Annotated in this window: 23 protein-coding genes; 8 read left to right on the forward strand and 15 right to left on the reverse strand. The window is 61.2% G+C overall.

The window, feature by feature from the left end; translation table 11 throughout:
- Positions 1 to 96 precede the first annotated feature (96 nt).
- The 7 genes from LNV06_RS04510 (at position 97) to LNV06_RS04540 (ending at position 8514) form a co-directional block, all read left to right on the forward strand.
- Positions 97 to 783, forward strand: a complete 687-nt coding sequence (locus LNV06_RS04510) for a response regulator transcription factor (RefSeq protein WP_263537027.1) — start codon at positions 97 to 99, stop codon at positions 781 to 783.
- Between the two features lie 41 nt (positions 784 to 824).
- A complete protein-coding gene (locus tag LNV06_RS04515; protein ID WP_263537513.1) occupies positions 825 to 2249 on the forward strand; it encodes a sensor histidine kinase in 1425 nt (474 codons plus the stop codon).
- 25 nt (positions 2250 to 2274) lie between these two features.
- Entirely contained in the window at positions 2275 to 2718 is a 444-nt protein-coding gene (locus LNV06_RS04520; RefSeq protein ID WP_263537028.1) for an Hsp15 family ribosome-associated heat shock protein, read from the forward strand.
- Between the two features lie 90 nt (positions 2719 to 2808).
- On the forward strand, positions 2809 to 3324 hold the full coding sequence (grpE, locus tag LNV06_RS04525) for a nucleotide exchange factor GrpE (protein WP_263537029.1): 516 nt from the start codon (positions 2809 to 2811) through the stop codon (positions 3322 to 3324).
- Positions 3325 to 3452: 128 nt separating this feature from the next.
- Entirely contained in the window at positions 3453 to 5405 is a 1953-nt protein-coding gene (gene dnaK / locus LNV06_RS04530) for a molecular chaperone DnaK (RefSeq protein ID WP_263537030.1), read from the forward strand.
- 129 nt (positions 5406 to 5534) lie between these two features.
- Entirely contained in the window at positions 5535 to 6683 is a 1149-nt protein-coding gene (dnaJ, locus tag LNV06_RS04535) for a molecular chaperone DnaJ (protein ID WP_263537031.1), read from the forward strand.
- Between the two features lie 208 nt (positions 6684 to 6891).
- Entirely contained in the window at positions 6892 to 8514 is a 1623-nt protein-coding gene (locus LNV06_RS04540; RefSeq protein ID WP_263537032.1) for a response regulator, read from the forward strand.
- A gap of 24 nt (positions 8515 to 8538) precedes the next feature.
- On the opposite strand, the gene LNV06_RS04545 is transcribed toward LNV06_RS04540, so the two are convergent.
- The 9 genes from LNV06_RS04545 to ppsA form a co-directional block, all read right to left on the reverse strand.
- A complete protein-coding gene (locus LNV06_RS04545; RefSeq protein ID WP_263537033.1) occupies positions 8539 to 9699 on the reverse strand; it encodes a PA0069 family radical SAM protein in 1161 nt (386 codons plus the stop codon).
- A gap of 75 nt (positions 9700 to 9774) precedes the next feature.
- Positions 9775 to 11727, reverse strand: coding sequence for a UvrD-helicase domain-containing protein (locus tag LNV06_RS04550; protein ID WP_263537034.1), 1953 nt, complete (start codon positions 11725 to 11727; stop codon positions 9775 to 9777).
- Between the two features lie 50 nt (positions 11728 to 11777).
- Positions 11778 to 13217 (reverse strand): replicative DNA helicase, encoded by a 1440-nt coding sequence (gene dnaB / locus LNV06_RS04555; RefSeq protein WP_263537035.1) that lies wholly within the window; start codon positions 13215 to 13217, stop codon positions 11778 to 11780.
- Positions 13218 to 13387: 170 nt separating this feature from the next.
- Positions 13388 to 13840, reverse strand: a complete 453-nt coding sequence (gene rplI, locus LNV06_RS04560) for a 50S ribosomal protein L9 (protein WP_263537036.1) — start codon at positions 13838 to 13840, stop codon at positions 13388 to 13390.
- Positions 13841 to 13853: 13 nt separating this feature from the next.
- The gene (gene rpsR / locus LNV06_RS04565) at positions 13854 to 14144 is read right to left on the reverse strand and encodes a 30S ribosomal protein S18 (RefSeq protein ID WP_263531959.1); all 291 of its coding nucleotides are present in this window, start codon (positions 14142 to 14144) and stop codon (positions 13854 to 13856) included.
- A gap of 17 nt (positions 14145 to 14161) precedes the next feature.
- Positions 14162 to 14488 (reverse strand): primosomal replication protein N, encoded by a 327-nt coding sequence (gene priB, locus LNV06_RS04570; RefSeq protein ID WP_318013435.1) that lies wholly within the window; start codon positions 14486 to 14488, stop codon positions 14162 to 14164.
- Between the two features lie 97 nt (positions 14489 to 14585).
- Complete coding sequence (gene rpsF / locus LNV06_RS04575) at positions 14586 to 14948, reverse strand: 30S ribosomal protein S6 (RefSeq protein ID WP_263537038.1); 363 nt, start codon at positions 14946 to 14948, stop codon at positions 14586 to 14588.
- A 254-nt stretch (positions 14949 to 15202) separates the two neighbouring features.
- Positions 15203 to 17305: a sodium:solute symporter family protein gene (locus LNV06_RS04580; RefSeq protein WP_263537514.1), complete on the reverse strand. Its 2103-nt coding sequence runs from the start codon at positions 17303 to 17305 to the stop codon at positions 15203 to 15205.
- Between the two features lie 148 nt (positions 17306 to 17453).
- Positions 17454 to 19862, reverse strand: coding sequence for a phosphoenolpyruvate synthase (gene ppsA, locus LNV06_RS04585; protein ID WP_263537039.1), 2409 nt, complete (start codon positions 19860 to 19862; stop codon positions 17454 to 17456).
- A 231-nt stretch (positions 19863 to 20093) separates the two neighbouring features.
- Here ppsA and ppsR point away from each other — a divergent pair, with 231 nt between their 5' ends.
- Positions 20094 to 20915 carry a posphoenolpyruvate synthetase regulatory kinase/phosphorylase PpsR gene (ppsR, locus tag LNV06_RS04590; RefSeq protein WP_263537040.1) on the forward strand — a complete coding sequence of 274 codons (822 nt, stop codon included), beginning with the start codon at positions 20094 to 20096 and terminating at the stop codon, positions 20913 to 20915.
- A gap of 4 nt (positions 20916 to 20919) precedes the next feature.
- On the opposite strand, the gene LNV06_RS04595 is transcribed toward ppsR, so the two are convergent.
- From LNV06_RS04595 to lpxD, 6 genes are read right to left on the reverse strand one after another with little or no spacing between them, the layout of a single operon-like run.
- Entirely contained in the window at positions 20920 to 21699 is a 780-nt protein-coding gene (locus LNV06_RS04595) for a TrmH family RNA methyltransferase (RefSeq protein ID WP_263537041.1), read from the reverse strand.
- On the reverse strand, positions 21696 to 22325 hold the full coding sequence (rnhB, locus tag LNV06_RS04600) for a ribonuclease HII (RefSeq protein WP_263537042.1): 630 nt from the start codon (positions 22323 to 22325) through the stop codon (positions 21696 to 21698). The genes LNV06_RS04595 and rnhB overlap by 4 nt, the downstream gene beginning before the upstream one ends.
- Positions 22294 to 23442 (reverse strand): lipid-A-disaccharide synthase, encoded by a 1149-nt coding sequence (lpxB, locus tag LNV06_RS04605; RefSeq protein ID WP_263537043.1) that lies wholly within the window; start codon positions 23440 to 23442, stop codon positions 22294 to 22296. Before lpxB ends, rnhB begins: the two co-directional genes overlap by 32 nt.
- Positions 23443 to 23458: 16 nt before the next feature.
- Positions 23459 to 24253 carry an acyl-ACP--UDP-N-acetylglucosamine O-acyltransferase gene (lpxA, locus tag LNV06_RS04610; protein WP_263537044.1) on the reverse strand — a complete coding sequence of 265 codons (795 nt, stop codon included), beginning with the start codon at positions 24251 to 24253 and terminating at the stop codon, positions 23459 to 23461.
- A 24-nt stretch (positions 24254 to 24277) separates the two neighbouring features.
- Positions 24278 to 24721: a 3-hydroxyacyl-ACP dehydratase FabZ gene (fabZ, locus tag LNV06_RS04615; protein WP_263537045.1), complete on the reverse strand. Its 444-nt coding sequence runs from the start codon at positions 24719 to 24721 to the stop codon at positions 24278 to 24280.
- On the reverse strand, positions 24718 to 25797 hold the full coding sequence (lpxD, locus tag LNV06_RS04620; RefSeq protein WP_263537046.1) for a UDP-3-O-(3-hydroxymyristoyl)glucosamine N-acyltransferase: 1080 nt from the start codon (positions 25795 to 25797) through the stop codon (positions 24718 to 24720). Before lpxD ends, fabZ begins: the two co-directional genes overlap by 4 nt.

The raw sequence follows: 25797 nt of genomic DNA on the forward strand, positions 1-25797 counted from the left end.
TGTCTCCTGTTTTATTGATCTGCCTCGCTATCGTCGCCGTCAAGCCTGTCAGTTCGCTGTCCAAAACCCTAGGACAAACCCGCCCATCCATCGCCCATGAAACTGCTCTTGATCGAAGACGACCCCGCCATGCAGCTGAGCTTGACGCGCAGCTTCGAGCGCCGCGGCCTGCAAGTGGTGACCTGCGGCGATGGCGCCCTGGCCGTGCAGCGCTGGCAGTCCAGCCTGCCGGACGTGGTGCTCCTGGACCTGAGCCTGCCCCATGTCGATGGACTGGACGTTTTGGCGCAGGCTCGCAAAGCGGGCTTGAGTACGCCGGTACTCATCTTGACCGCCCGCGGCACCGTGGGCGACCGAATCTTGGGCCTCAATGTCGGCGCCGACGACTATCTGCCCAAACCCTTTGATTTGGATGAACTGATGGCCCGGGTGCAAGCCCTGGGCCGGCGCGCCGGAGCCAAACAAGCTGGCTTCTCTTCACCCTCGGCCGCCCCAATGTTTTGCGGCATGCGGGTGGACGCCGACAGTGGCGCCGTCTACCACCAAGAGCAATTGCTGGAACTCACGCCCCGCGAAGGTGCTTTGCTGCGCGCCCTGCTGGCCCGCCCAGGCCACGCCATGGCCAAAGAGCGACTCTTCGATCTGGTCTTTCCTGGTGAGAGCGAGGTTCAGTTGGAAGCCATCGAGGTGGTGGCCTACCGGCTGCGCAAACGCATCGCGCCCACCGGGGCGCAGCTGGTGAGCCTGCGCGGCTTGGGCTATTTGCTGAAGGCGCCCGCGTGAGCCAGCCCTTGCCTCGCGCCAGTTCGCTGCGCCGGCAACTGATGGTCGGCATCTTGCTGCCGGTGATGCTCTTGATTGGCTTCAACACCGTCAGCCTGTATCGCCAAGCGCTTCAAGCGGCCGACACGGCCTACGACCGCACCTTGCTGGCCACGGCCAAGTCGATTGGTGAATTGCTGGAAGTCAGCGATGCCGGCAAAGACGGCGAAGCAGGCGGCAAACCACAACTGCTGGCCAAGCTGAGCTACTCGGCCTTGGAGCCTTTCGAAGCCGACAACCGCAGCCGCATTTACTACCGCGTCAGTGGCTTTGCCGGCGAGATGGTCTCGGGCTTTGAGGACTTGCCCGCCTGGCAGGGCAAGCTGCCCAACCAAGGGCCTTATGCGGCTTTGGTCACTTTTTTTGATGCGCAGTTTCGTGGTGAGCCGGTGCGCATGGCGGTGCTTTTGCAGCCGGTGGCGGGCGCTAGCGGCCAGGGCATGGCGACCATCCAAGTGGCGGAGACCTTGGAATTGCGCCACACCCTGGCACGCCAAATTCTGATCGAAACCGTCTGGCGTCAGGCCTTGCTGGTCCTGGTGATTGGCGTCGTCGTGGTCGTGGTGGTGCAAAGAGCCACGGCGCCGGTACGGCATCTGAGCCGGCAGCTGCTGGAGCGCACCGAGGACGATTTGTCACCCGTGCAAGCCCCCGATGCCCCGCGCGAATGGCAGCCGCTGGTGGAAGCCACCAACCAGGTAGTGGAGCGCCTGTCCCATTTGCTCGAGTCACAAAAGCGCTTTGTGCGCGACGCCTCGCACCAATTGAAAACGCCCTTGGCCGTCTTGAAGCTGCAGGTGCAATCTGCACGCCTTGGCGATGTGGATGCAATGCAAGCCCTGGCGGAGATCGACCAAACCGTCGGCCGGGCCACCCAGGTCGCCAATCAAATGTTGGCTCTGGCCAAGGTGGAGCAGTTGCACCAAGAGTTGGAACCGCTGCCGACCCAGGACTGGGCAGCGCTGACGCGCGACGTGGCGCTCGACCTGGCGCCCTTGATTGCCGACCATCAGCTGGATTTCGACATTGAAACCGAGACTGCCTGGGTGGACAGCCATGCCTGGGCCTTGCGCGAGCTGACCCGGAATCTATTGCACAACGCGATCTCACACAGCCCCAGCGGCGGCAGCCTGCGCATCACGCTCAGCAAAACAGACGCCTGGGCACGGCTGCTGATTGCCGACACCGGCCCCGGCATCTCGGCCGCACAGCAAGCCCGGCTTTTTCTGCCTTTTGCCACCGGGCCGGGCAGTCAGGGCTCGGGTTTAGGCCTGGCCATCTGCCAAGGCATCGTGCAATCGCTAGGCGGAAAAATTGCCCTTGAAAACCGAGTCCATGGGGCGCAGATGGAGGGCTTGAACGCCATCGTCGACTTGCCAGTGAGCGCCGCTAGGCCCGGGCAAAGCTTCGAACATAGCGAGCCATGAGCCGAATCCAGGAAAATCACGTCTGATGAAATCCGCGAAACCTGCCAAGTCAAAGCCCGACACACAAGACGCTGGTCTGCGTCTGGACAAATGGCTGTGGGCGGCGCGGTTTTACAAAACTCGCTCGCTGGCGGCCGAGGACATCGGCCATGGCCGGGTGCAGGTCAACGGCCAAGTCGCCAAAGCTTCGCGGGAGCTGAAGCTGGGCGATTTGCTCAAGTTCCGCCAAGGGGAGGTGCCGCGCGAAGTCTGGGTGCGGGGTTTGAGCCATATCCGGGGCCCGGCCCCGCAGGCACAAGCGCTGTATGAAGAAACGCCGGAGAACGTCTCGCTGCGCGAAAAGCTCAGTGAAGCCCGCCGCCTGGCGCCCGAGCCGGCTCACAGCCTGGCTCAGGGCCGCCCCACAAAACAGGACCGACGCCGCTTGGCGGACTGGAATCGCTGGTCGGCCGCCGCCGATGCAGACTAATTCACAGATTTCCGCATCAATCCTTCCAAAAAGCCCTCTTGAAATCCCAGGTATGGCGCTCATATGGACGCCATTGCTTCTTTTTGCATCATGACCCAATCCAACACCCCACCCCAAGAGCCAAGCATTCCTGACGAGGTCGCAGCCGCACCAGCGGTCGACAAATTGGCCGAAACGGAAGCCCGTTTGGCGGAAATGTCGGACGCTTACCTGCGCGCCAAGGCCGAGGTTGAGAACATCCGCCGCCGCTCTGAAGAAGAAATGGCCAAGGCCCGCAAATTTGCGGTCGAGTCTTTTGCTGAATCCATGCTGCCGGTGATGGACAGCATGGAAGCCGCCATCGCCCTGCCGGACGCCAAGGTCGAGACCGTTTTGGAAGGCGTGCACGCCACCAAGCGTCAACTGGCCTCCGCTTTGGAGCGCAACAAGGTCGTGGAAATCAACCCGGCCGCCGGCACCAAGTTCGATCCGCACCAGCACCAAGCCATCTCGGTGGTGCCCGCCGAGCAAGAACCCAACACGGTGGTGATGGTGCTGCAAAAAGGCTATTCCATCGCCGAGCGCGTGCTGCGCCCCGCCTTGGTGACGGTCACCTCACCGAAATAAATTTGACTTGCAGGGCTTGAAAGCCTTGGAGTTATCCACAGCTTATAAGCATCAGTTTTTGAACGACCGCGACGGCACAGCGAGTGCTGACCGCCGCCGGTCACAGACAAATCTTCAGGAGAAAGACAATGGGAAAGATCATCGGTATTGACTTGGGCACCACCAACTCGTGCGTGGCCGTCATGGAAGGCAACACGACGCGCGTGATTGAGAACGCCGAAGGCGCTCGCACCACCCCGTCCATCATTGCTTACCAAGAAGATGGCGAGATCCTGGTCGGCGCCTCGGCCAAGCGCCAGGCCGTCACCAACCCCAAGAACACCATCTACGCCGTCAAGCGTCTGATCGGCCGTAAGTTCAGCGAGAAAGAAGTGCAAAAGGACATCGACCTGATGCCCTACACCATCGCTGCTGCCGATAACGGCGACGCCTGGGTGGATGTGCGCGGCAAGAAGCTGGCGCCTCCGCAAGTCTCGGCCGAAATCCTGCGCAAAATGAAAAAGACCGCCGAGGACTACCTCGGTGAAGAAGTGAGCGAAGCCGTCATCACGGTGCCGGCTTACTTCAACGACGCCCAGCGTCAAGCCACCAAGGACGCCGGCCGCATCGCGGGCCTGGACGTCAAGCGCATCATCAACGAGCCGACCGCTGCTGCTCTGGCCTTCGGCCTGGACAAGCATGGCAAGGGCGACCGCAAGATCGCTGTGTATGACTTGGGCGGCGGCACTTTCGACGTCTCCATCATCGAAATCGCTGACGTGGACGGCGAAATGCAATTCGAAGTGCTGTCGACCAACGGCGACACCTTCCTGGGCGGTGAAGACTTCGACCAGCGCATCATTGACTACATCGTGGCCGAGTTCAAGAAGGAACAAGGCGTGGACCTGACCAAGGACGTGCTGGCTCTGCAGCGCCTGAAGGAAGCCGCTGAAAAGGCCAAGATCGAGCTGTCGAACTCGGCCCAGACCGACGTCAACCTGCCTTACATCACCGCTGACGCGACCGGCCCCAAGCACTTGAACGTCAAGCTGACCCGCGCCAAGCTGGAGTCGCTGGTGGACGAGCTGATCGAGCGCACCATCGCCCCTTGCCGCACTGCGATCAAGGACGCTGGCGTGGCCGTCAGCGCCATCGATGACGTGATCTTGGTCGGCGGTATGACTCGCATGCCCAAGGTGCAAGACAAGGTCAAGGAGTTCTTCGGCAAGGAGCCACGTCGCGACGTGAACCCTGACGAAGCCGTGGCCGTGGGCGCCGCGATTCAAGGCCAGGTGCTGGGTGGCGAGCGCAAGGACGTGCTGCTGCTGGATGTGACTCCGCTGTCGCTGGGCATTGAGACCCTGGGCGGCGTGATGACCAAGATGATCGCCAAGAACACGACCATCCCGACCAAGTTCAGCCAGACCTTCTCCACCGCCGACGACAACCAGCCGGCCGTGACCATCAAGGTTTACCAAGGCGAGCGAGAACTGGCCTCCGGTAATAAGAGCCTGGGTGAGTTCAACCTCGAAGGCATCCCACCGGCACCGCGCGGCACGCCGCAGATCGAAGTGTCCTTCGACATCGACGCCAACGGCATCTTGCACGTCGGCGCCAAGGACAAGGGCACCGGCAAGGAAAACAAGATCACCATCAAGGCCAACTCCGGTCTGTCTGAGGCCGAGATCGAGAAGATGGTCAAGGACGCCGAAGCCAACGCCGGCGAAGACAAGAAGAAGGTCGAACTGGTGCAGGCCCGCAATCAGGCTGACGGCATGATCCACTCGGTGCGCAAGAGCCTGGGTGAGCATGGCGACAAGCTCGAAGCCGGCGAAAAGGAAAAGATCGAAGCCGCCTTGAAGGACGCCGAAGAAGCCATCAAGGGCGACGACAAGGTCGACATCGAAGCCAAGACCGAAGCGCTGATGACCGCCAGCCAGAAGCTGGGCGAGAAGGTCTACGCCGAGTCGCAAGCCGCTCAAGCCGCCGCCGGTGCTGCAGCAGGCGCCGCCGAGCAGCCGCAAGCCGCTCAAGCGTCGGCCAAGCCTGCGGACGACAACGTCGTCGACGCCGAGTTCAAGGAAGTCAAGGACAGCAAGTAAGTCCTTCAGGCGCGCCGGATTGAAGTAAAGATCCGGCCGCGTTTCGCCGCCGCGCCGCAGCCAAGAGGTTTTGTGAAGCCTCCCACGCTCGACGCGGCGCTGTTGTTTTGACAAGCACGGACCCCGCCCATGGCAAAGCGTGACTATTACGAAGTTCTCGGCCTGGCCAAAAGCGCCAACGAGGACGAGATCAAGAAGGCCTACCGCAAGCTGGCCATGAAGTACCACCCGGACCGCAACCAGGGCGAGGGTGCGAAGAAGGCCGAAGAGCAGTTCAAGGAGGTCAAAGAGGCCTACGAAATGCTGTCGGACGCGCAAAAGCGCGCGGCCTATGACCAGTACGGCCATGCCGGTGTCGACCCGAATATGGGCGGCCGCGGCGGCCCAGGCGCGGAAGGTTTCGGCGGCTTCGCCGAGGCCTTTGGCGACATCTTTGGCGATATCTTCAATGGCGGCGCCGGTGGCGCGGGACGCCGTGGCGGCGGCCAGCAGGTTTACCGCGGCAGCGATCTGTCCTATGCCATGGAGATCACGCTGGAAGAAGCCGCGCGCGGCAAGGAGTCGCAGATCCGCATTCCCAGCTGGGAAGGTTGCGAAACCTGCGGCGGCTCCGGCGCCAAACCCGGCACCAGCGCCAAGACCTGCGGCTCTTGCAATGGCTCGGGCACGGTGCATATGCGCCAGGGCTTCTTCTCGGTGCAGCAAACCTGCCCACACTGCCACGGCACCGGCAAGATCATTCCCGACCCCTGCACCGCCTGTAACGGCCAAGGCAAGGTCAAGAAGAGCAAGACGCTGGAAGTCAAGATCCCGGCCGGCATCAACGAAGGCATGCGCATCCGCTCGGCCGGCAATGGTGAACCCGGTGTGAATGGCGGCCCAGCGGGTGATCTTTACATTGAGATCCGCATCAAGCAGCACGAGATCTTCGAGCGCGACGGCGACGATCTGCACTGCACCATGCCGGTGGGCCTGACCACGGCCACTTTGGGCGGCACGATTGAAGTGCCCACCCTGGGCGGCAAGGCCGAGATCGAATTGCCCGAAGGCACCCAGCACGGCAAGACCTTCCGCCTGCGCGGCAAGGGCATTAAGGGCGTACGCAGCAGCTACCCCGGAGATTTGTACTGCCACATCAGCGTGGAAACGCCGGTCAAGCTGACCGAGCACCAACGCAAGCTGATGAAGGAGTTGGACAAGTCCTTCCGCGACGGCGGCGAGCGCCACTCCCCCAATGCCAAGAGCTGGACCGATCGGGTCAAGGACATCTTCAAGTAAGCGAAGTCCCAAGATCGCCCCTGAAAAGCGCCACAACCGCCCCGGTTCTGGCGCTTTTTTTCACGCTTTTGCGGCGCGAATCAAACACTTGAAGTGCAGAAGTTAAAGCTTTGCCGCACTATGGTCGATATGCCGGAAGAGAGGCCCCCTCTTTCCCTCCTCCCCTAGGACCCCGGCGAGACATGACAAGACCCAGTTTGGAGCGGCAATGGCGACGATGATGGATGCTGAGATTCAGCATGCCAGCGCTCTGGTGATCGACAGCAATGCCACCTCGCGTAGCCTGATGGCGGCGCAGCTGCGCGACCTCGGTGTCGCCCATGTCCGCCAAGCCACGCGCATCAATGACGCGCGGGTGATTCTGGAGCACAAGGCCTACGACATCGTGCTGTGCGACTACCACTTCGACGGCACCGAAATGTCGGGGCAAGACCTGTTGGACGAATTGCGCCGTGAGCAATTGCTGCCCTACTCCACCGTGTTCGTGATGGTCACTGGCGAGGCCTCTTATGCCAAGGTGGCCGAGGCCGCAGAGGCCGCGCTCGACGCTTATCTCGTCAAACCCTACACCACCACGTCCTTAGCCGATCGGCTGGCCAGTGCACGCCACCGCAAGCGGGTGCTCAAAGACATTTTTGAAGCCATCGAGAAGCAAGATTTCGAAACTGCCGCCGGACATTGCCTGAAACGTTTTGAGTCTCGCTCGCAGTTCTGGCTCTACGCGGCCCGCATCGGCGCCGAACTGCTGCTGCGCTTGAATCGGTTTGATGACGCCCGCAAGCTCTATGACGCCATCATCGAAGCCAAGACCGTGCCTTGGGCACGGCTGGGCGTGGCGCGCACCGAACTCAGCGCCGGTAACTTAACGGCGGCCCGGCGCACCTTGGAAACCTTGATCGGCGACATTCCCGACCATGCGGACTCCTACGATGTGATGGGGCGGGTTCAGATGGAGCAAGGCGAGATTGAAGCCGCGCTCGCCACTTATCGCACGGCCGTCAATCTGACACCAGGCTGCCTCTTGCGCGCCCAACGCGCCGGCAGCTTGGCCTTTTACGCCGGCCAGCGCGAGGAAGCCATGCGCATGTTGGAACGCGCCATGGCCCAAGGTCTGCGCTCCAAGCTCTTCGATATGTTGAGCCTGATCTTGATTGCGCTCATGCGCTTTGATAACAAGGACAGCAAGGGCCTCAAGTACGCGCAAGACACCATGTTCAGCGAGTTGGACCGGCACCCGAACTCCAAGCGCCTGCAGCGCTTCGACAAGGTCATGCAAGGCCTGCGCTTCATGGCCGACAAGCGGGTCGCCGATGCCTTGGAGCTGACGCGACAATTCAGCCGCCAAGCCATGGACCAAGAGGACTTCGACTTCGAAGCCGCCAGCCTCTTGTTGGCGCTGTGGGTGCGTCTGGCCGCCATGATCGAGCTGGAAGAAATGGGGCAATTGGTCAAACAGATCGGCCTGCGTTTTTGCACCACCAAATCCAGCACCGAAGTGCTGATTGCCATGTGCGAGGGCAACGAAGCCGTGGCGGAAGAACTGCGCAACTGCCATGCAAGCATCTTCGGCATTGCCGAGACGGCCATGCGTCACTCGATGCGAGGCACGGCGCGCACCGGCGTCGAATTGCTGATCCAACAAGGCGAAGCCACGCGTAATGCCAAATTGATCGACATGGCCAGTCTGGTGCTCAAGCGGCATACCGACAAGATCGAGGACGCGGACGAGTTGTCGGAGCAAATCTCGCAACTCCAAAGTCGCTATGTCGTGCCGCTGGGCGCGACCATCAACCGCAACCGCGCCGCCGGCAGCATTGCCTTGCGTGTTTGAGCCTGCCTGCAGTCTGCACTGACTTCAAAACAGCTCGATTTGGGTTGAAGTAGAAGTCGGCGCCGAGGCATCCTCCGGGATGGCTGAACGCTGAAACCGACTCAGGTCCAGGGCCGTGCGCTCGCGCACCAGCCCCAAGCGCGCGCAAGCCTTGGCCATGCGTTGCTGATTCAGCTCGGCCCATAGCCCCTCGCCCTTCATCCGGGTATTGAAGCGTGCGTCGTTGTCGCGGCCACCGCGCATATCGCGCAGCCGGGCCATGATGCGCGCCGCCCGCTCCGGCACATGGTGTTGCAGCCAATCCTGAAACAAAGGATTGACCTCCCAAGGCAGGCGAAGCGGAATGCTGAAGGCCGCGCGCGCGCCCGCAGCGGCCGCGGCCTCAAGAATCTGCTCCAACTCGGGCTCATTCAAAAACGGAATCAAGGGCGAAACACTGACGCCCACCGGAATGCCTGCCTCGGCCAAGCTTTGAATGGTTTGCAAGCGCCGCGGCGGCGCGGCCGCACGTGGCTCCAAGCGTCTTGAAAGTTCAGTGTCCAAAGTCGTCACCGACACATAGACCGCCACCAGTCCCTGCTTGGCCATCGGCGCCAGCAAATCCAGATCTCGCAAGATGCCGGCCGACTTGGTGACGATGGAAAAGGGATGCGCATGGGTGCTCAGGACCTCGATCAAGCTGCGAGTGATGCCCAGCTTGCGCTCCACCGGCTGGTAGGCGTCGGTCGCGGTGCCCAGGCACAGCAACTGAGGCTGATAGCGCGGATTTGCGAAAGCGGCGCGCAGGCGCTCGGCCGCGTTGACCTTGGCCACGATGCGGGTCTCAAAATCCAAGCCCGGCGACATATTCAAATAGCTGTGCGTCGGCCGGGCAAAGCAATAAATGCAACCGTGTTCACAGCCTCTGTAAGGGTTGATAGACAAATCAAAGCTGATGTCCGGCGACTGATTGCTGGAGAGAATGCGGCCGGCCTGCTCTTCAATGATCTGAGTGCTAGGCGCGCAAAGCTCCTGCTGCGCTTCTTGATCCAATGAGCCCCAGCCATCGTCGAATTGCTCCCGCAACTCGCCCTGAAAGCGGTGCGCAATCGCCCAGGCACTGCCGCGCCCCTTGAGCGTGCCCGCATCGATGTAGAGCGGCTGCGCCTGGCTGGGTTTGCAATGGGTGCTCGGCCTGAATGACATACTGTTAATGTATACAGTATTTTACTCAAGCACCAGAGCTGCCTGAGGTGCTGACCAGAGCGAGAAGACCGAGGCCTAAAGAAGCCCCGCCTCTTGCAAAAAGCGCGAGGGCTTGGCGGGGTCAAAAGCCAAAGTCAGGCGTTGCCTCGCGCGGGTGATGGCCACGTACAAGAGGTTGCGGTTTTCAGCCGCGCTCACCTCACCCACAAACTCGCCGCGCGAGAGATGCGGGATCAGCACATGGTCGAACTCCAGCCCCTTGGCAGACTCAATGCTCGACAAGGTGACACGCGGGTTCGCTTGCGTCCGCGCTTGCCCCTCCTGCAATTTTTGCAGTAGCCGAAAACCTCCGTCCAAGCCTTCGTCTTCACCCGCCACCAACTGCACCAGTTGCGCAATGTTGTCGCGCACCTGGTGAATATCGGTCTGCCGCACCAACACAGCGCCGGCGAGCCCCACCGGATCCAGCGCTTTCAAAAAACCTTCCGAAAAGCTGTGCAGGTCTTGCGACTTGAGCACGGCCATCGCGGCGCGCAGCCGCGGCAAAGCCACACCAGACGCGTTGCGCAAGACCTGACCCTCGATGAGAGCCCGCATGCCGTCGGGGTGCACGCAAGCCTCCTCGATGGCCCGCCGTTGCGCAGTCACAGCGTCCAGGTGTCGCAACTCGGTGCTGTCAATCAAGGCACCGGCAAACTGCATCATGGCGGCCAAGGTCTCGGCTCGCAGCGCTTTCGATGCAAAGCCGCTGAAGTCATCGAAACAAAAGGCGTAAAGCCCGCGCACCAACAGCACCTCGCGCCGACGCAGAAAGGACTCAAAGCCATCCACCCGATAGCCCACACCGCGTTTGAGCAACTCGCTTTCGATCAAGATCGAATGAGCCGCTTGCCGCAGCAAGATACGCAGCTCATGCTGCTCTTTTTGCTGCAAATGTTCTCGCGCCGTCTCGGCGACCAAGCGCGCCATGATGCGGTGCGACTCACAGGCAAGCTTGCGGATTTCGGTTTCGCGCTGTTGAAACGCAGCGTAAGGCTTGCCACCGGCCAGCGCGCCTGCGGCTCGAGCCAACTGGGGCCCGAACCGGTGGCTGGCCGTCAAAGGCAGGCGTATCGGCTGGCCCACCTCTTGAGTGAAGCTCGCATGCATAAAGGCCGCCTCGGCGCCGGCCTGCGAGTGGATCACCTGGTCGCGGTCCCCCACGCCGACAAAAGCCGCGCGCCGGTTCTGATCCAGCAAGCCCTTCAACACGGTGAACATGGCCCGGTTGGTGTCGTGCATTTCATCGACCACGATCAGGGCCAAGCCCAGCGCCAGGCACGCGCTGTCGAGCTCGCCCTCTTCCGCGCTGAGCGCGCGCGCCAAGTCGTAGGTAGCATCGCCTTCAAATCGAAAGGCCGGCCGATCGGGGTGACCGCCGCGACGAATGAATTCATAGGCGCTGCGCACCCGCAGCGTGAGGTAATCAAAGCCCAAGTCCTCTGCCAAATCAGGGCTCATGGGGGCCTCGGCTGGCAGTTGCTCGATCAGCATGCGGCCTTTGAGCACGGCAAAAGACTGCAGCAGCCCTTCGACCATGGCCGTTGGTGCAGCACCGACCAGCAACTCATCGGGATAGCGCTCTTGGGGCAAGGTCTGGGCACGCTCGATCGCGCGCAGCACATAGGGCTTGACCTGTTCTTCCGAGCGCAGCTGCAAGACGCCTTCACCCTCCACCGAGGCCAGCATCCATGCACTGAAGGACTCAAAAGTGTGGATGCGGATCTCTTGAAGCTGCTCACCCGAGACGCCAACCCAGCGCAGCTGCTGACGCAAAGCCTGCACGGCAGGCTCGGTATAGGTCAGCGCCAGAATCATGCTCGGCTGTGCGCCGCGCTGCAGCGCCTGCGCGATGCGCAAGGCCAAGGTCGTGGTCTTGGCAGCACCGGCATTGGCCTCGATCAGCACATGCCGAGCCCGTGTCGTCTGAATGGTGACCTGCTCGTCCGTCGGGCGGAAGCTGCTCGGGGCAAAGATCGAATCGGACATCGGCAGGCTTAGCTCGCTGAGGCAGCTGGGGCGAAGAAGAAAAACAGCAATCAGTACTCGTCGCCACCAGGGCCAACATAGCCCGGCGCCAGGTTTTCGAACTTGGTGTGCATGCGCTGGAAGGCCAGCTTGACCGTGCCGACCGGGCCATTCCGCTGCTTGGCGATGATGATCTCGGCCACACCCGGCTCCTTGCACTCTTCCTTGGTGTAGTACTCGTCGCGGTAAATGAACATGATGATGTCGGCATCCTGCTCAATGGCACCGGATTCCCGCAAGTCGGACATCATCGGCCGCTTGTCGGGCCGCGTTTCCACCGAGCGGTTCAGCTGCGACAGGGCAATCACCGGGCACTTCAACTCTTTGGCCAGCGCCTTCAAGCCGCGCGAGATTTCACCAATCACGGTCGCACGGTTTTCTTCATTGCCGCCATTGCCGCTCATCAGCTGCAGGTAGTCGATGATGATGAGGCCCAACTGGCCGCTGATACGGGCCTGGCGGCGCGCACGAGCGCGCACCTCACTGGGCGAAAGTCCAGGGCTCTCATCAATATAGATGGCGGCTTTACCGAGCTTGTCCACGGCCTCTGAAAGACGCCCCCACTCATCATCGGCCAAGCGGCCCAGGCGCAAACGGCTTTGGTCGATGCGGCCGACCGAGCCGACCATACGCAACGCCAACTGGGCCGCGCCCATTTCCATCGAGTAGATGACGACCGGCAAGCCTTCGTTGATGGCCACGTTCTCGCCGATATTGACCACGAACGCGGTTTTTCCCATGGAAGGGCGTGCGGCCAAGATGATCAAGTCGCCGGGCTGCAGACCGGCCGTCATATTGTCCAGATCGTAAAAGCCGGTGCGCACGCCGGTGACGTCTTCGGCGCCGTTTTCGGCGAGCTCGTTGACCCGGTCGATCAGCGCCACCACCAGGTTGTCCATGCTGTGGAAGCCCTGGCCTCCGCGATTACCTTCTTCGTTGATGCGGAAGATCTTGCCTTCGGCCTCGTCAACGATTTCCTTCACCGCCTTGCCCTGCGGATTCATCGCGGCGCTGGCAATTTCATCACTGGCCGTCACCAGCTTGCGCAGCACGGCGCGCTCACGCACGATCTCAGCATAACGGCGCAGATTGGCGGCACTGGGCACGCTCTGCGCCAAGGCATTCAAATAGGCCAGTCCACCGCATTCCTCGGCCTTGCCCAGGGAGGTGAGCTCTTCGAAGACGGTCACCACGTCCGCCGGCTTGCCGGCATTGATCAACTTGCCCACCGCCACAAAGATCAGCTTGTGCTCGAAGCGGTAGAAGTCCGATTCGGTCAACAAGTCGCCGGCTCGGTCCCAGGCCGAGTTATCGATCAAGAGGCCGCCCAGCACGCTTTGCTCGGCCTCGATCGAATGCGGCGGCACGCGCAGACGCGCCACTTCATCATCGCGACGGTCGGCGCCGATGGAAGAGCCCGGGAGAGGCGTGGAGGAAAAAGTTGCGCTCATGGATGGTGTTGCCCTGGACGGGTTAGCTGGCAGGAGCTGTGGACAAGTCTGTGGAAAGGCGGGGGATGCCTCTGTATAACATCATCCCCAGAAACGCAAAAAGCCGACGGCTTTGACAACGTCGGCTTTTCTATTGGCTGACCCTTGCAGGTCAGTTCAATGCGCAGCGCTTAGTCGTTCTCGCGAACCACTTGCACGCTGATTTCCACGACCACATCGGTGTGGGGGGCAACGTTCACAGGGAACTCGCCAACCGCCTTCAAGGGGCCCAGGGGCATACGCACTTGGGTCTTGGTGATGGCGAAGCCCAGCTTGCTCAGGGCATCGGCCACATCGGCGTTGGTGACGGAACCGAACAGGCGGCCGTCCACGCCAGCCTTTTGGCTGATGCGCACGGTCTTGCCAGTCAGGCTTTCGCCCAGAGTTTGAGCAGCGGCCAGCTTTTCAGCGGCCGCTTTTTCCAACTCAGCGCGGCGAGCTTCGAATTCCTTGATGGCCGCTTCGGTGGCACGACGTGCCTGGCGAGTCGGGATCAGGAAGTTGCGGGCATAACCGTTCTTGACCGTGACGACATCGCCCAGGTTGCCGAGGTTGGCCACTTTTTCAAGCAGAATAATTTGCATGGTTGCCTACTCCTCAGACCTTGTGCTGGTCGCTGTACGGCAGCATGGCCAGGAAGCGAGCACGCTTGATCGCCACGGTCAGCTGACGCTGGAAGAATGCGCGCGTGCCGGTCAGGCGAGCGGGCGTAATCTTGCCGTTTTCGCCGACGAAATCGCGCAGCGTGTCGATGTCCTTGTAGTCGATCTGCTCAACACCGGTAACGGTGAAGCGGCAGAAACGCTTGCGACGGAACAGCAATGATTGGGTATTGCGCTTGGGCTTCTTGTCTTTAGAGAAGCGACCTTTTCCACGTGGTGGTGCCATCGTGTGACCTCTTTAATTTAATCCGGATTCGAACAATTCGGCGTCTGGCTGGTATCGATCGCAGTGATGTGGAAAACCGTTCCACGCCCTGCTTTCTGAGCACTGAGGAAGCCTGAAAAACAAGCCGTTCCACCAACACCCAAGGCCTGCAGGCGCTTGCCGATTTCACCGATCGCCACCGCTTTGATTTCCATGGAAACCTTGCGGGGTCTGCCGGCTTCTTGCACCTGGGACTCATGCTTCAAGCAACAGTCCAGGGCCATCAATCCGGCCGGGGTGTATCTGACAAGTCCCAACTCCAGCACACTGGCTTGCAAGATCAAGTGATTCACCGAAGAACCCACCGACTCTTGCTTGCTCGCTGCGCGAAGCAGGCCTTTTTTATCTCAATCAATACCGATTCAAACACCAAGCTTTAGCCAACTCAGCTCGAAAGCTGAATTAGGCTGCCGCGACCTGAGGCGCCTTGCGAGCGTCTTCGCGGTCCACAGACTTCATCATCACCGAAGGGGTGGTTTCAGCCTTGGACTTCAGCACAGTCAGGTGACGCAGCACGGCGTCATTGAAGCGGAAGCCAGTTTCCAGCTCAGCCAGGGTTTCCTTGCTGCACTCGATGTTCACGCACAGATAGTGGGCCTTGGCCAGCTTCTGGATCAGGTAAGCCATTTGACGGCGGCCCCAATCTTCGACGCGGTGCACAGTGCCGCCACCGGTGGTGATCAGGCTCTTGTAACGCTCCAGCATGGCCGGAACTTGTTCGCTTTGATCCGGATGGATCAGCAGAACGATTTCATAGTGACGCATAAGTACTCCTTGTGGATTCCAGCGAGCCGCGTCGTCTCCAGTTGACAACCCGACCTAGCGCTGAGGAAGCCGTGCCACAGCGTCTACACGTGGTCACGGCAAGGGGGAACCCGCGATTGTAGCCCAAGATTGAAAGATTGCCTAGCGAAGCGTTTGCGAGGCCTTGGGGCAGGCCCTTCCATCGCCCAAAACCAGAAGCGCCATACTTGAAGAGGTGGCGAAGGGCAATGCCCGAGACTGCCGGGTCTTGATCTCTACAAAACCGGCGGCCGACGCAAATCGCTCAGCAGCCTGGATTCAGCCGAAGTCGGGGCCGGCGTCAAAAGGCTGACCAAGACCAGAGCCAAAAAGCCTGCCGGAATGCCGAACAGGCCGGCGGAGATGGATTGAATACCCCACCAGAGCTGCGGCTCACCGGGAATGCCAAACGCTGCGCGCAAAGACGGATTGGCCGTCACCAAATAGTAGATGCTCACAGCCAGGCCCGTCAGCATGCCCGCCATGGCGCCCCAGGCATTGGCGCGGCGCCAAAAAATGCCCAGCACCAAGGCCGGGAAGAAGGCAGCGCCGGCAACCGAGAATGCAGATGCCACCAAATACAGGATGTCGGCAGGCCGATAGGCCGCCACCGCCGCAGCGGCAAGCGCGGTGGCCAGCAGCAAAGCCTTTGACAAGGTGACACGGCGCGTCATCGAGGACTGCGGGCTTAAGACCCTGTAATACACATCGTGAGAGAGCGCCGCCGAGATGGTCAAAAGCAAGCCATCGGCCGTCGACAAAGCCGCCGCCAAGCCCCCGGCCGCCACCATGCCCGACACCACAAAGGGCAAGCCCGCCAACTCGGGCGTGATCAGCATGATGATGTCGCTGCTGATTCGAAGCTCACCCAGTTGCAAGACGCCATCGCCATTGACGTCACTGACCGACAAGAGCCCCGGATCCAACCTCGCCCATTGAGAAATCCAGGTCGGCAACTGATCGATCGGCGTGCCCACCAACTGGGTAAAAACCTCGAACTTGACCATCACCGCCAGCGCGGGCGCCGTGAAGTACAACAAGGCAATGAAGAAAAGCGACCACGCCACCGAACTTCGCGCCTCGCCGACCGAGGGCGTGGTGTAGTAGCGCGTCAGCAAATGCGGCAACCCAGCGGTACCCACCATCAGGCAGAAGACCAAGGCCAGAAAATTGCGCCGCGATTCATCAAACTGCTGCCGCTCGGCCGGTGTGCCCTGTGGGTCACCGCTGAACTGTTGGGCATGCGGCGGCATCCCGCCCAACGGTAGGGCGCGAGCCTCATTCGCCATTTGAGCTTTGTGCCATTGGTCTTGCGCCTCCACGGGCGTACGCGGCAGACTGGACTGACGCTTTTCGGCAGCCTGAATCTCGGCCAAGGGCGCATCGTCCGCCTTCAACTCGGCCACCTGTCGCGCTGCCTGGCTGCGGTCCTGCGCCAGCGACAGCGGCACATCACGCAGCTTGGCCTCAAACACCGCGGCACGCTGCTGAAACACCTCTCGGACTTGCAGCTCCAAAGGGTCTTCGATCAGCTGCTGCTCACGCACACTCAACTTGGCCAACTGTTGGCCATAGACCAGTTGCGGCAATGGCATGCCGGTCTGCTTGACGCAGAGCCAGACCACCGGCACCAAGTAGGCGATCACCAAAACGATGTACTGCGCAACCTGCGTCCAGGTCACGGCTCGCATGCCGCCCAAAAAAGAGCAGACCAGAACGCCGCCCAAGCCGACAAACACACCCACCTCAAAGCCCAGCCCAGTCAGTCGTGAGGTGATCAGGCCAACGCCATAGATCTGCGCCACCACATAAATGAAAGACACCAGAATGGCCGCCATGGCGCCAATCAAGCGCGGCGCCACACCGCCATAGCGCGCGCCCAAAAAATCTGGAATGGTGAACTGTCCCGATTTGCGCAGATAGGGCGCCAGACACAAGGCCACCAAAACAAAGCCGCCCGTCCAACCCAGGACAAAGGCCAGTCCGCCATAGCCGCTGAAATACAAGGTGCCGGCCAGGCCAAGAAAGGAGGCGGCGCTCATCCAGTCCGCGCCGGCCGCCATGCCGTTGAACATGGCGGGTACGCGACGCCCTGCCACGTAATACTCGTCCGCATCGGTGGTGCGGCACAAAAGGCCGATGGCCGCATAAATGCTGACCGTCGCCGCCATGAATGAAAAGCCAATCCAAGTCTTGGCCAAGCCCCAATGCTCCAACACTGCGAGCAGCAACACAAACAGCACGAAGCCCAGGGTGTACCAGGCATAAATACGTTTGAGGCGGCGATTCAGCGAGTCGTCTGAGCGAACGCTGCTGGAAGCTTGCGGTAGCGGGGTCATATCGATCGACAAAGGTCTACCAGGCATGATGCGAGGCCCCTCACTGCCTGTCGATAGCAAGGAACCCGCATCTGGCAAGGCCAATAAAAAACGGCCCTCGCGGGCCGTCTTTGAAACCAGCGCAGAGAGACGCCTTTTCTTGCCTAGATCAACGCTTGGCCAAACGCTGCCAAGTCTCAATGACCGAGTCCGGGTTCAAGGAGATGGACACAATGCCCTCACCCGCCAGCCACTCGGCGAAATCCGGGTGATCGCTTGGGCCTTGGCCGCAAATGCCGATGTATTTGCCGGTAGCGCGGCAAGCCGCGATAGCGCGCGAGATCAGGGCCTTGACGGCCGGGTCGCGCTCGTCAAAGTCGCCCGCCAACTGCTCCAGACCCGAATCACGATCCAGACCCAAGGTCAGCTGAGTCAAGTCATTGGAGCCGATCGACATGCCATCGAAATGTTCCAAGAACTGATCCGCCAAGATCGCGTTGCTGGGCACTTCACACATCATGATGACGCGCAAACCATCTTGGCCGCCGGTGGCTGCGCGCTTCAAGCCGCGCTCCGCCAGCATGGCCACCACGCGCTCGGCTTGGCGCACGGTACGCACGAAAGGCACCATGATTTCGACATTGGTCAGGCCCATATCGTTGCGCACGCGCTTCAGAGCCTCGCACTCCATCGCGAAGGCATCCGAGAACTCGCCACTGATATAGCGCGAAGCGCCACGGAATCCCAGCATCGGGTTCTCTTCATCGGGCTCGTAGCGCGAGCCGCCAATCAGCTTGCGGTACTCATTGCTCTTGAAGTCCGACAGGCGCACGATCACCGGGCGCGGGAAGAAAGCCGCGGCAATCGTCGCCACGCCTTCAACCAGCTTGTCCACATAGAAAGCACGTGGTGAGGCATGGCCGCGTGCCACCGACTCGACCGCCTTCTTCAAATCCGCATCGATGTTCGGATAGTCGAGGATGGCCTTGGGGTGAACGCCGATATTGTTGTTGATGATGAACTCAAGGCGAGCCAAGCCGACGCCTGCGCCGGGCATTTGCGCGAAGTTGAAGGCCAGCTGTGGGTTGCCGACGTTCATCATGATCTTGATCGGGCAGTAAGGCAGCTCGCCGCGATGCACTTCACTGATCTCGGTCTCGAGCAGGCCGTCATAAATGAAGCCGGTATCGCCTTCCGAACAAACCACGGTGACCAACTGGCCGTCTTTCAGCTTCTCGGTCGCATCGCCACAACCGACCACCGCCGGAATGCCCAACTCGCGCGCAATGATGGCCGCGTGGCAGGTGCGGCCGCCGCGGTTGGTGACGATGGCCGAAGCGCGCTTCATCACCGGCTCCCAGTTCGGGTCGGTCATGTCGGTCACCAAGACATCGCCGGGCTGGACGCGATCCATCTCGCTGATGTGCGAGACCAGGCGCACCGGGCCGGTACCAATCTTTTGACCAATGGCGCGACCTTCGGCCAGCACGGCGCTGTGACCCTTGAGCTTGTAGCTGTGTTCGACCTGGCCTTCGGCCTGGCTCTTCACCGTTTCAGGGCGAGCTTGCAAGATGTAGAGCTGACCATCGACACCGTCACGACCCCACTCAATGTCCATGGCGCGACCATAGTGCTTCTCGATGATCAAGGCATAACGCGCCAACTCGATGACTTCGGCATCCGCCAAGGAATAGCGGTTGCGCGCTTCCGGTGCGGTGTCCACCGTCTTGACCAAGCGGCCCGAGGCGGCCTTTTCTTCCGGCGTGGCGAACTCCATGCGAATCAGCTTGGAACCCAAGTTACGGCGGATGATGGGCAGGCGACCCTTTTCCAGTGCCGGCTTGTGCACATAGAACTCGTCGGGGTTGACGGCGCCTTGCACCACGGTTTCACCCAAGCCGTAGCTGGAGGTGATGAAGACCACGTCCTTGAAGCCGGACTCGGTGTCAATGGTGAACATCACACCGGCAGAGCCGAGGTCGGAGCGCACCATGCGCTGCACGCCGGCGCTCAGGGCCACATCGGCGTGGGCAAAGCCCTTGTGCACGCGGTAGCTGATGGCGCGGTCGTTGTAGAGGGAGGCGAACACTTCCTTCATCTTGTGCAGCACTTCTTCAATGCCGATCACATTCAAGAAGGTCTCTTGCTGGCCTGCGAAGGACGCGTCGGGCAAGTCTTCGGCGGTAGCCGAGGAGCGCACGGCAAAGGACACACCGGGGTTGTCGGCAGTCAGTTGCGCAAACGAGCTGCGAATCTGCGCTTCCAAATCGGCCGGGAAAGGCTGCGCCTCCAACCAGCCGCGGATTTCGGCACCGGCCTCGGCCAGGGCGCGCACATCGTCGGTATTCAGGGTCGCCAGACGCGCTTCGATACGCTTGTCCAGACCTTCGTGCTTGAGGAACTCGCGGAAAGCATGCGCTGTGGTGGCAAAACCACCCGGCACGCGAACGCCAGAACTTGAAAGCTCTGAGATCATTTCGCCGAGGCTGGCGTTCTTACCGCCAACCACCTCGACGTCGGTCATCCTCAGATTCTCAAAGGGAACGACCAGGGCGGTCGGCTCATAGCGTGTGGACATGGGAATACTCCGTGATGTTGAAAATTCCTGAGTCCCGCCGCGGCGTCTGGAGTCTCGGCTCGAGCGCTGCCCCTGTCGTCCACACAGTCACTCAGCCCAAGAATTCTGCATTCTTGTTCTAGCCCGGGCTTGAGTGTTTGAAAACTGCGCATGACGGCTGGCGGTTGATTGCCAAGGATTCTACGGGTTACATCGCCGTATGATGAACAAACACTCTAGAGCGACTCAACCATGCCCCATCGCACCGTGTACTTTGTCTCGGACGGCACCGGGATCACTGCTGAAACCTTCGGTAACTCGATACTGGCCCAATTCCCCAACAAACCGCGCCATGTGCGCCGCCCTTTTGTTGACACCCCCGAAAAGGCTTATGCCGTGGTGCGTGAAATCAACGAGACCGGCGAGCGCGAAGGCAAGCGCGCCATCGTCTTCGCCACCTTGGTGGACCGAGAGGTGCTGAAGATCGTGCGCGACCATTGCCAAGCGCGGGTGCTCGATATGTTCGGCACCTTTATTGAGCCGCTGGAAGAAGAGTTCGAGGTCAAGTCCAACCACCGAGTCGGGCGTTTTTCTGATGTGGCGCGCAGCCAGGAGTATCACGACCGCATTGAGGCGATCAACTTCTCGCTCGCTCATGACGACGGCCAATCGGCCAAAAATCTTGATGTGGCTGATGTGATCTTGGTTGGCGTGTCGCGCAGTGGCAAGACGCCCACCTCGCTGTATCTGGCCTTGCAGCATGGCATCAAGGCGGCCAACTATCCGCTGATCCCGGAAGACTTTGAACGCGGTCGTCTGCCCGACACGCTGGCGCCGCACAAGCGCAAGTGCTTCGGCCTGACCATTGACCCGGAACGCCTCAGCCAGATCCGCAATGAGCGCCGCCCCGGCAGCAAGTACGCCGACCTGATGAATTGCCGCTACGAGGTCAACGAGGCCGAAACGATGATGAAGCGCGACGGCATTTCTTGGCTGTCGTCAACGCACAAATCGATCGAAGAGATCGCCACCACCATCCTGCGCGACTTGCGGCCTGATCGCTTGATCTACTGATCGTTCAGGGCAGCAGACGCTGCCGCGCCGACTCATACAGGCAAATCGCCGCAGCGCTGCCCACATTGAGCGACTCCTCACCGCCCGGCTGAGGAATGCCCACCGTCAAGGCACAGCGCTGCATCAGGTCGGCTTGCACGCCCTGCCCCTCGTGACCCATCACCCAAGCACAGGGGCTGGGCAGGCGGATTTGGTGCAGCTGCGACTCGGCGTAGGAGCTGGTGGCCACCATCGGCACCTGCAAGGCGGCCAGATCGGCCGGGGCCAGGCCTTCGATCAAACGCAGGCCGAAATGCGCGCCCATGCCGGCCCGCAAGACCTTGGGCGACCACAGCGCCGCCGTGCCCTTCAAGGCCAAGACCTGACGAAAACCCATGGCCGCCGCGCTGCGCAAAATGGTGCCCACATTGCCGGCGTCCTGCAGGCGATCGAGCACCACCGAGTCCACCATGGGGCTGAGCTGCTGCTCGGCGTCATGCGGCACCTCGAAGCCGATCTGCGCCGGCGACTCCAGGCCGCTGATGCTCTTGAACAAGTCCGTCGGCACCACCAACTGGCGCGGCGCCGCATCGGCCAGCGCTCGCAGCGCTGGGTCGGCAGCGGCCGCTTCGGTCAGCACCGCCAAGGTAACCGGGTAGCCACGCTGCAGACAAGCGCGCACCAGGTGATCGCCTTCTAGCCAGATCGAGCCCAGCTTGCGATAGGCGCCGCCGTCCTGGCTCAGCTTGCGCAGCCGCTGCAAGGCCGGGTTGTCACGCGAGGTGATGTGCATGACCTGGCTCATAGTTTCTCCAACAAAATCTCACGCACCGGGCCAAAGGTACGGCGGTGCCAAGCTGTCACACCATGCTGACGCAAGGCGGCCAGATGCTCGGCCGTCGGGTAGCCCTTGTGGCCGGCGAATCCATATTCAGGGTGGGCCTCATGCATGGCCAGGCATTGCCGATCGCGCGTCACCTTGGCCAAGATGGAGGCCGCCGAGATCGCCTGCACCTTGGCATCGCCCTTGACGATCGCTTCAGCCGGAATCTTCAAAACGGGCAAGCGATTGCCATCCACCAACACCAGATTCGGCTTCAAGCGCAAACCTTCCACCGCACGCCGCATGGCCAGCAGGGTAGCCTGCAAAATGTTCAAGGCATCGATCTCTTCGACGCTGGCCTCGGCGATACAGCAGCACAAAGCCTTGGCGCGGATTTCGTCGAAGAGCCGCTCGCGCTTCTTCTCGGTCAACACCTTGGAGTCGGCCAAGCCCGCGATCGGGTTGACGTCATCCAGAATCACCGCAGCGGCCACCACCGGCCCCGCCAAGGGCCCACGCCCGGCTTCATCGACGCCCGCCATCAGCCCGCTGACATTCCAGGCCAGGCCGAGTTGCTCAGGCGCTGCCAATGACTTGCGCGATCGCATCGGTAGCTTTCTGGGCGGTGTCACAACGCAGCAGATGGTGCTGTTGCTCGAAGACCTGCTGCGCGCGCGCATAGCGTGCGCCATCATCCAACCAGGCCAAGCCTTCGCGTGCCAGCGCCTCGGGCGTGCAGGCCTCTTGGATCAATTCAGGCACCACAAACTCGCGCGCCAAGACATTGGGCAAACCGACCCAAGGCTGGTAGTTGCGGCCCTTCATGCGCCACCAGTTGAGCGCATGCATACGATAGGCAATCACCATCGGGCGCTTGAACAGGGCAGCCTCCAAGGTGGCGGTGCCACTGGCCACCAAGGTGAGGTCACAGGCGGCCAGCGCCTCGTGGGAGCGCCCGTCCAGCAAATGCAAATTCAGCGCAGGCGCATGCTGGCGCACGAGAGGATCGATCAAGCTGCGCAAGCCCGGGGACACCGGCATCACGAAGCGTAGATCAGTCCGCGCCTTGCTCATCAGCACCGCGGCCTTCAGCAAGGGCTCGGCGATATAAGCGATCTCGCTACGGCGGCTGCCCGGCAACAAGGCGATCACGGTATCGGATTCGCTCAAGCCCAAAGCAAGGCGCGCCTCGGTCTTGGGCGGCGTCAGCGGAATCGCATCGGCCAAGGGGTGTCCGCAATAGCTGGCCCCAATGCCATGCGCCTTCAAGAGTTCGGGCTCAAAAGGAAACAGGCACAGCACATGATCGGCCGAGCGCTTGATTTTCTCAACGCGCTCAGCCCGCCAGGCCCAGATCGAGGGGCAGACAAAATGCACCGTCTTGATGCCGCCTTCGCGCAGGCGCTGCTCAAGGCCAAAATTGAAATCGGGGGCGTCAATGCCGATGAAAGCGTCGGGCTTGTCGCGCAGCAAACGGTCACCCAATTGCTTGCGGATCGAGAGCAGTTCGCGGATGTTCAGCAAGGCATCGACATAGCCAAACACCGACAACTTCTCGCTCGGCCACCAAGGCTCAAAACCCTGGCTCATCATCTTGGGGCCGCCTATCCCCTGCGCGCTCAACTCCGGCCAACGCGACTGCATGCCGCCCAGCAAGAGGCTGGCCAACAGATCACCGGAGGCCTCGCCGGCCACCATGCCAAAGCGCGGCGCGGTCATGCTCATCACTGCAGCGTTCAAGTCAGCGCACAATGCCGCGCGAGGCGGCAGCCAGGAAGGCCAACATCAAATCAATGTCGGCATCCGCCTCGGGCTCGGCATTCCCAGCGCGCAACTCAGCCATGGACTCTTGCGCCTGCTGCAAGGTCAAGGACGAGCGATACAGCAGCTTGTGCATCTGCTTGATCACGCCGATTCGCTCGGCCGAAAAACCGCGCCGACGCAAGCCCACCTGATTGACGGCACGCGCCGTCAGCGGGTTGCCATCCACGGTCATATAGGGCGGCACATCTTGGGCGACATGGGCCTGGAAGCCAATCATGGCGTGGGAACCGACACGCATGCGTTGCAGCATGCCGGTCAAACCGCCGACAGTCACCCAATCGCCAATTTCCACATGGCCGGCCAAGGTCACGCCATTGGCCAGCACATTGTGATTGCCGAGCAGCACATCATGAGCCAGATGCACATAGGCCATGATCCAGTTGTCATCGCCCAGCTCAGTCACGCCCTTGTCTTGCACCGTGCCGGTATTGAAGGTGCAGTATTCGCGAATGGTGTTGCGGTCGCCGATCACCAGACGTGTCGGCTCACCGGCGTACTTCATGTCCTGCGGCGCGGCCCCGATCGAGTTGAACTGGAAGATCTTGTTGTCCCGCCCAATGGTGGTGTGCCCCTCGATCACGCAATGCGAGCCAATGCGGGTGCCAGCGCCAATACGCACATGCGGCCCAATCAGGCTGAAAGCACCCACGCTGACCGAGCTGTCTAGCTCGGCCGCCGGGTCAACGATCGCGCTGGGGTGAATCATCGTCATGCTGTAGGCCTAGGAGTCGAAGGATCAGCCGTCGATGCGGCGCATGGTGCAAAGCAGTTGTGCTTCGGCTGCCAGTTGATCACCGACCATCACCTTGCCAGAGAACTTGAAGATGCCGGCCTTGGCACGGTCCAAGGTCACGTCCAACAAAATCTGATCGCCAGGCTCGACCGGACGCTTGAAACGCGCGTTATCAATGCCGGCGAAATAGACCACAGTGCTGTCGTCCAAGACGATGTCCGAACTCTCCAGCGCCAACAAAGTGGCGGCCTGAGCCATCGCTTCCAGCATCAACACGCCAGGCATCACCGGGCGATGCGGAAAGTGCCCCAAGAAGAAGGGCTCATTGATGCTGACATTCTTCAGCGCCAGGATACGCTTGCCTTTTTCGATCTCAAGCACACGGTCCACCAGCAAGATGGGGTAGCGGTGTGGCAGTTTCTTGAGAATTTGGTGAATGTCCATCATGATGAATTTTTCTTTTCTTGCGCCTGTTCAAGCGCTTTTTCAAGGCCCTGCACACGCTGGCGCAAGGCATGCAGATTTCGCAAAGTAGCGGCGTTCTTTTCCCAACTCGCATTGTCGTCGAAGGGAAACACGCCGCTGTAGAGGCCAGGCTTGTGAATGCTGCGGCTGATCAGGGTTGCGGCCGACACATTGACATGGTCAGCAATCGTCAAATGCCCCACGATATTGGCAGCACCGGCGATCGTGCAATGCGCACCGATCCGCGTACTGCCTGCAATCGCGGTGCAACCCGCAATCGCCGTATGGCGGCCAATTTGTACGTTATGGGCGATCTGCACCAGATTGTCGATCTTGACGCCATCTTCCAAAACCGTGTCGTCCAAGGCGCCACGGTCTACGCAACTATTGGCACCGATTTCAACCTCATTCCCGATGCGCACTGTGCCGAGCTGCTCGATCTTTTCCCAGCGGCCACCGCCGGCAGCACCCGTTGGCGCAAAACCAAAGCCGTCGGCGCCGATGACCACACCGCTGTGAATGATGCAGCGCTCACCGATCTGGCAATCAAAACCCACCGTCACGCTCGCCGCCAATCGCGTGGATGCACCGACCACGGCGCCACGCCCGATCACGCAATGGGCGCCGATGCGGGCGCCATCGCCAATGCGAGCCTCGGCTTCGATCACCGCCAGCGGGCCAATATCCACACCCTGGCCCAAACGAGCGCTGGGATCGATCACCGCGCTGGGGTGTATACGCGCTGGACTTGGCGGCCGAACCCTGGCGGCCCACCACTGCGTCAGGCGCGCAAAGTACAAATAGGGGTCCGCGGTCACGATGGCCGGGCCGCGTTGGGCCGCCACTTCCGCAAAGGCGGGCGCCACGATCACGCAGGCTGCAGCTGACGTCGCCAACTGTGACTGATAACGCGGGTTGGCCAAGAAGCTCAAGGTCGTCGACGTGGCCCCTTCTAGCGGCCCCACCCGCTCAATCAGGACTTGTCCTGCGGATTCGGAGGCCCCATGAAGATCGCCGCCCAAGGCGGCGATAACTTCAGCCAGTGTGACGGCGGCCAC

This window comes from Paucibacter sp. Y2R2-4 (assembly GCF_025717535.1).
In the GTDB taxonomy this organism is placed as follows: Bacteria; Pseudomonadota; Gammaproteobacteria; order Burkholderiales; family Burkholderiaceae_C; genus Paucibacter_A.